Genomic DNA, 6,349 nt, shown 5'->3' with positions numbered 1-6,349 from the left:
ATACGTGCGCTATTACAACCAAGACCGTATCCTAGAAAAATTAGGCTACCTGACGCCCAAAGAATTTGGGGCGCAAGCAGCCTAAAGAGGTGTTTTATATGTGTCTCAAATCGCTATGTCAGTCTAGACTTCAGCCTTTTTAATTTAAAACGTGCCTTTTTTCTTTTCGTTTGTCAGTCGGATCTTGTAAATCACCAGGATTAGAGCCGCTACGACCAACCCTTCTGCCACAGGCAGGAAGATGCCGAGAAATGTCAAAACCGTACATCCAAGAATGAGAAAAGAATAAATCAGGATCGATTTCATGACTGGCAGCTTCTTCGCAAAACCGAGCTTATAAACTAAGATTGAGAGACCGACAATGGTTATATATAGCAACCACATACCCATTTCCGCATTTTGATCTACACGGTAAAGGGATGCGAAAAAGGACAAACGCTCTGTTACATCCATTTCCTACTCCCCCTTCACTTAGTTTATTGAGTAACCTTATTTTTCTTTTCTGCTCTTTCACGCTCATTCTTATCAAGGATTTTTTTACGAAGACGGATTGATTCAGGTGTTACTTCACAATATTCGTCATCATTTAAATATTCCAAGGATTCTTCTAATGTCATGATTCTTGCTTTTTTAATAGTCACAGTTTGATCCTTATTTGCAGAACGTACGTTAGTCGCTTGTTTCAACTTTGTGATATTTACCGTAATATCATTTTCTCTCGTATGTTCCCCGACAATCATTCCACCGTAAATTTCTGTCCCTGATTCAACGAAGATAATACCGCGATCTTCTACTTGCATGATTCCGTATTGAGACGCTTTACCTGTTTCCATGGAAACGAGAACACCTTGACGACGTCCGCCTACACGGCCTTTTTGAAGTGGCTGATAGCCTTCAAATGTGTGGTTGATGATGCCATATCCACGGGTAAGAGTCATAAACTCTGTTGAATATCCGATTAATCCACGGGCAGGAACCATAAACATTAAACGGACCTGTCCGTTTCCGTTGTTTACCATATCCAGCATTTCGCCTTTACGTTGACCAAGTGATTCAATTACCCCACCCATATATTCTTCAGGAATATCAATTTGAACACGTTCTACAGGCTCGCTCTTCACGCCATCGACTTCTTTAATGATGACTTGTGGTTTGGATACTTGTAATTCGTACCCTTCACGACGCATGTTCTCAATCAAGATGGAAAGATGTAGCTCTCCGCGACCGGAAACTGTCCATGCATCCGGTGAGTCTGTTGGTTCCACACGTAAACTTACATCAGTTTGCAGTTGAGCCAGTAAACGCTCTTCAATTTTCCTTGAAGTGACATATTTACCTTCTCTACCTGCAAATGGGCTGTTATTTACAAGGAACGTCATTTGTAGTGTAGGCTCATCAATACGAAGAACCGGAAGTTGATCCTGATGCTCAACCGGACAAACCGTTTCACCAACATTTATATCTTCCATTCCGGATACAGCAATTAAATCACCGGCTTTTGCTTCCTGGATTTCTTCACGCTTTAATCCGAAGAAACCGAAGATTTTCGTTACACGGAATTGTTTAACGGTTCCGTCAAGTTTCATTAACGCTACCTGCTGACCAACTTTCATTGTTCCTCTGAATACACGGCCGATTCCGATACGACCGACGTAGTCATTGTAATCAAGTAGTGCAACCTGGAATTGAAGTGGATCTTCAGAGTTATCGACTGGTGCCGGGATATGCTCAATGATGGAATCATATAAGCACTGCATGTTTTCATCCTGTTTTTCAGGATCCGGATCTGTACTTGCTGTACCATTAATGGCAGAAGCATAAACAACCGGGAATTCAAGCTGCTCATCATTTGCATCCAGTTCGATAAATAATTCCAATACTTCATCGATTACTTCTTCAGGACGTGCTGAAGGTTTATCAATTTTGTTTACAACCACGATCGGTGTTAGGTTTTGCTCCAGTGCTTTCTTAAGAACGAATCGAGTCTGTGGCATACAACCTTCATACGCATCTACTACAAGTAAAACACCATCTACCATTTTCATGATTCGTTCTACTTCTCCGCCAAAATCAGCATGCCCCGGTGTATCAAGAATGTTGATTCGGGAATCTTTATATTGAATCGCCGTATTTTTTGCTAAGATTGTAATACCGCGTTCTCTTTCCAGATCATTTGAATCCATCGCACGTTCTGAAACTGTTTCATTCTCGCGGAAGATTCCGGATTGCTTTAATAGCTCATCTACCAAAGTCGTTTTACCGTGGTCAACGTGAGCAATAATAGCAATATTTCTAAGATCATTTCTTAATTTCATATTTCCACTCCTGAATATTGGATTTCTTTATAGTGTAAAGATAATATTTTTCAGTTCAACTAGACCATTATATCACAGCATTGACAAAAGCCCTAATAAATATTTCTCCTCCTCCTTTCATTCCTGCTAAAAGTTTCCTCGATTCTTTAACACGTTCTTCTTCTTTGTAACCTTTACCCATTGCGCATTATGGAATTGATAGGTAAAATTTAATAGAAGCAGCATAACACAAGCTGTGAAGACTATCTGTTTAGTCATATATCATTTCTTTTCATTTTTTATTGGGGGTTACAGGATGGTAAATATAAAATGGATTTTTGTACTTTTTTCCATATTAGCGGCCGTATCGTTGATGGGAATAGCGATTTCCATCAGCTTACAAAGTATATTGCTTGCAGCGGCAAGCATCATTTGTTTATTCATTGTGATGGGTTTCGGTTTTAAGACAAAGAAGAAATACAGAGAAGAAGGAAAATTGTAGTATAGAAAAAGGAGTGGGAGCTGTCTTTTCAATAGCTCCCACCCCTTTTTATTTATTCCTGTGAAGATAATCAGTCAAGATCGTTTCATGCAGACCGGGCTTACCGACAAAGACCGAACTTTTGCTTAATGGATTCAAAGGATTCCCCTCAAGGTCTGTGACAACTCCACCAAGCTCTTCGATCATAATCTTTCCGGCGGCAAAATCCCAAGGGGCAAGTCGCATCGTTAAATATGCATCAAGCCTTCCCGAAGCCACGTAGGCAAGTTCCATAGCTGCTGATCCGTAGGAACGCGTCCCTCTCACATCCTGAACAAGAGGAGCAAGAATGGAAGAATCGATTCGTTTATTCTCCGTTACCCATAATGCATTCAATGCCACAATCGCGTCTTGAATAGAAACCGTATCCAGCTTCGGTAGCTGTACATCGTTCATGTAGACTCCCTTTCCTTTACTTGCAAAGTAAAGCTCATCATGAACCACATCATATATGTATCCTAATTTCCCCTCTGCTCCATCGTAAATCCCGATGGAGATAGCGAAGTTCCGCTGTTGATGGACAAAATTCATCGTCCCATCGATTGGATCGATAATCCAGGTGATTCCCGATAATTCTGTAAAATCATCGCCATACCCTTCTTCACCCATGATTTGATGATCGGGGTAGGTAGTGCGAATGTTTTCTGTAAAGTAACGCTCTGTCGCTTCATCCATATCGGTGACCAGATCATTTCGATTCGACTTCGTTTTGATATTCAGTTCGGTTTTAAATGACTGACGAATCCTCTCGCCGGCCTCGTGTATCCACGATCTAACATTTTGATCTAATTCAGTCCAATTTGTCATTTATTCTCAGCCTCCAATGTGCATGACGAAAATCAGTATAGTCATTACTAATATGGTCTATTCAGATAATCTTAACTCCTAGATCCTTTTCGTTCAAGAGAAGAGACTCCATCATTTTCCCCATAAAAAAGCGAACTCTCCAACCACTATGAGCTCGCGTTCAAAAGTAGATTTTGTTATCAGCATAGTTTACATCGTTTTAAGGATTAAAGCTTTATAGTGCCTTCATCTTCATAAGCTCTTCCCTGATACTCATAAGTTTCTGTTTGGACTTGGTCTGGGTTTCTGTATTCTTCGTTTGAATTGCTTCAAATAATACGGCTAATTCATAATCCATTTCAAGTCTCAATACATTCATTCTCTGCTGTTGTACATCGCGTTTTTTAGAAGTGTTCATTACTTGTTTCATGGCCATACACCCCTTCCGAGTTTTAATTTATCTGATTGTTCTGATAATATTTACTACATGTTATGAAAAATCCTCTCATGTTGTAACTAAAATGTGCAGACACCCATGGATAAATCAATTGGTTACAAGCTTGTATCCCTTTATGGTAAGATATTGTTGGAAATAAGGAGGCTACAACATGACATTTAACGGTTTTAAAAAAGAAGATTTCAATGTTTTTAAGATTGGCGGGCTCGACGCGCGAATGACTGCCATCCAAGAACAGATCAGACCTAAACTGGACTATCTGGGTGAACATTTCGCCCCCACTCTTAGCACTTTGACCGGTGATGAGATGTTTTTTCACGTTGCAAAACACGCAAGACGCTCGGTAAATCCTCCAGATGATACCTGGGTTGCATTTGCAAATAACAAACGCGGATATAAAAAACATCCTCATTTCCAAATCGGATTATGGGAAACCCATGTATTTATTTGGTTTGCAATGATCTATGAGGCTCCAGGCAAAGCGGAATTCGGAAAAAAAATTGAAGAAAAGGCAGATAAGATCAGAACCTTGATACCTGGTCATTTTGTTTGGTCAGGAGATCACACAAAACCAGATGCTACACCATTCTCTTCTCTGTCACAAGATGAATTCATTGCTTTGAGTAAAAGGGTTCAAAAAGTAAAAAAGGCTGAACTTCTTTGCGGGCTTCATTTAGATCGGGACACAGCCATTAAACTTAATGGAAATGAATTGATCCAGGAAGTTGAAAGTGCCTTTGAAACACTTTTACCCCTTTATAAAATGAACTAAACCATATAACTGTAGGGAATAATGAAGAAAGAACGACTGCCAGAAGTGGCAGTCGTTCTTTTTAATTCATCGATATTTTGTCAGCATCCTGTAGTTCTTTCATTTTCTTCACTACACGATAAGAGGAATAGCCGCTGGATTCTTCAAATTCATTGCAGATTCGCTTCTCTTCTGCTTTCCCGGGGACGATTTCTTTAAATCGCTTATATCGATTCATCAGGTCCTGTCTTGAAACCCCTTTTTCGTACGCCTTTTCAATCACTTCGAAAAAGGCAACCACATCAATAACCTCTTCTGTTGACCAGTCGATATCGAACGGGTACTGATATTCCATTTTGTACAACAACTCCTTTGACGATAAGTTATTTCCACTTCTTTCTAATGTCTTCACCTTGCGAGATCATTCGATCAATGAGATCTTTAACCGAAGGGATGTCATGTATCAATCCCATCACTTGTCCTGCCCATGCAAAGCCCCCGTCTACTTCACCTTCATAGATATATCGTTTATTGGCTTCGCCGCTTATGTATGATTTTATCCCTTCATATCCCCGTTTCAGTGTTTCGGCTTCCAGTATCTGATTAGTCCAGGAGTTGGATATGGCTCTTGCAGGGGCCCCTAAAGATCGTTTGATGACTACTGTACCACTCTCTTCCCCCTCAATCAAGGCACGCTTATACATGTCAGAAGCATGGACACACTCTTCTGTGGCTATAAATCTTGTCCCCATTTCGACTCCTTCTGCCCCGAAGCTGAGTGCCGCCATTAAACCACGTCCGTCTCCCACGCCTCCTGATGCAATGACGGGGATGGAAACAGCGTCCACCACTCTCGGAATCAAGACGAATGTACCGATATCATCTTTCCCGAGGTGCCCCCCACCTTCCTGTCCAACGACCATGACGGCATCTGCACCGAGCTCTTCAGCTTTCACCGCTTGTCGTTTTGAGGCGACTAATACAAGCGTAACAATACTCTTTCCTTTAAGTTGATGAAACAGGGGTGTCGGATTTCCTCCTGTGACCGAAATGACTGGTACGTTCTCTTCTATGGCAATGTCCACAAACTCGCTAAAAGGACGTCCATGTTGACCAATGGCAAAGTTCACTCCAAATGGTTTATCTGTTAAAGTTTTTACCTTTACGATTTCTTTACGCAACTGTTCAGGATTGTCCAGTGACATCGCAGTGATCTGGCCAAGTCCACCTGCATTAGACACTGCCGCAGCCAGTTCTGCATATGCCAGGTGAGCCAATCCCCCTTGTATAATTGGATATTGAATGTTTAATAACTCTGTTACCCTCGTTTTCCAATTCATAAGAATCCCTCCTTTCATTCCTCTATTCTCGATGGAAAGGGGGAAATCCTTTTCTTTTTGGTTGTATAATCAAAAGGAGATAAGGTCAGTCTTACTTGTAAGAGTATTTATCGTTCAAATAGTAAGCAGGGGAGATTTTTGACTCATCCGGGTGAAACATACGTTTCACCCGCCTTTTTA

Annotated in this window: 9 protein-coding genes; 3 read left to right on the top strand and 6 right to left on the bottom strand. The window is 40.9% G+C overall.

The genetic code is table 11. From position 1 onward, the window contains the following. The first annotated feature begins 4 nt into the window (after positions 1-4). Positions 5-85, top strand: coding sequence for a hypothetical protein (locus BAA9072_RS24755; RefSeq protein WP_408015236.1), 81 nt, complete (start codon positions 5-7; stop codon positions 83-85). Positions 86-144: 59 nt separating this feature from the next. Here the strand turns inward: BAA9072_RS24755 and BAA9072_RS22485 are convergent, their stop codons facing one another. Both BAA9072_RS22485 and typA read right to left on the bottom strand, forming a co-directional pair. Then, a complete protein-coding gene (locus tag BAA9072_RS22485; protein ID WP_113968356.1) occupies positions 145-453 on the bottom strand; it encodes a YlaH-like family protein in 309 nt (102 codons plus the stop codon). Positions 454-476: 23 nt separating this feature from the next. Beyond that, positions 477-2,315: a translational GTPase TypA gene (typA, locus tag BAA9072_RS22480; RefSeq protein WP_201716806.1), complete on the bottom strand. Its 1,839-nt coding sequence runs from the start codon at positions 2,313-2,315 to the stop codon at positions 477-479. A gap of 295 nt (positions 2,316-2,610) precedes the next feature. Between typA and BAA9072_RS22475 the strand changes: the two genes are divergently transcribed. Then, a complete protein-coding gene (locus tag BAA9072_RS22475; RefSeq protein ID WP_201716805.1) occupies positions 2,611-2,796 on the top strand; it encodes a YlaF family protein in 186 nt (61 codons plus the stop codon). A gap of 48 nt (positions 2,797-2,844) precedes the next feature. Here the strand turns inward: BAA9072_RS22475 and BAA9072_RS22470 are convergent, their stop codons facing one another. Continuing rightward, complete coding sequence (locus tag BAA9072_RS22470; protein WP_201716804.1) at positions 2,845-3,642, bottom strand: inositol monophosphatase family protein; 798 nt, start codon at positions 3,640-3,642, stop codon at positions 2,845-2,847. A 214-nt stretch (positions 3,643-3,856) separates the two neighbouring features. Next, positions 3,857-4,051: a hypothetical protein gene (locus BAA9072_RS22465; RefSeq protein ID WP_034756016.1), complete on the bottom strand. Its 195-nt coding sequence runs from the start codon at positions 4,049-4,051 to the stop codon at positions 3,857-3,859. A gap of 178 nt (positions 4,052-4,229) precedes the next feature. On the opposite strand from BAA9072_RS22465, the gene BAA9072_RS22460 reads away from it, so the two are divergent. After that, positions 4,230-4,850 (top strand): YktB family protein, encoded by a 621-nt coding sequence (locus BAA9072_RS22460; RefSeq protein ID WP_201716803.1) that lies wholly within the window; start codon positions 4,230-4,232, stop codon positions 4,848-4,850. 61 nt (positions 4,851-4,911) lie between these two features. Here the strand turns inward: BAA9072_RS22460 and BAA9072_RS22455 are convergent, their stop codons facing one another. Together BAA9072_RS22455 and BAA9072_RS22450 are read right to left on the bottom strand one after the other, a co-directional pair. After that, a complete protein-coding gene (locus BAA9072_RS22455) occupies positions 4,912-5,184 on the bottom strand; it encodes a UPF0223 family protein (RefSeq protein WP_201716802.1) in 273 nt (90 codons plus the stop codon). Positions 5,185-5,212: 28 nt separating this feature from the next. After that, entirely contained in the window at positions 5,213-6,169 is a 957-nt protein-coding gene (locus BAA9072_RS22450) for an NAD(P)H-dependent flavin oxidoreductase (RefSeq protein WP_201716801.1), read from the bottom strand. Between the last annotated feature and the right edge of the window lie 180 nt (positions 6,170-6,349).

Source organism: Rossellomorea arthrocnemi, assembly GCF_904424705.1.
In the GTDB taxonomy this organism is placed as follows: Bacteria; Bacillota; Bacilli; order Bacillales; family Bacillaceae_B; genus Rossellomorea; species Rossellomorea arthrocnemi.
This window is presented reverse-complemented; position numbering and strand designations above follow the sequence as displayed.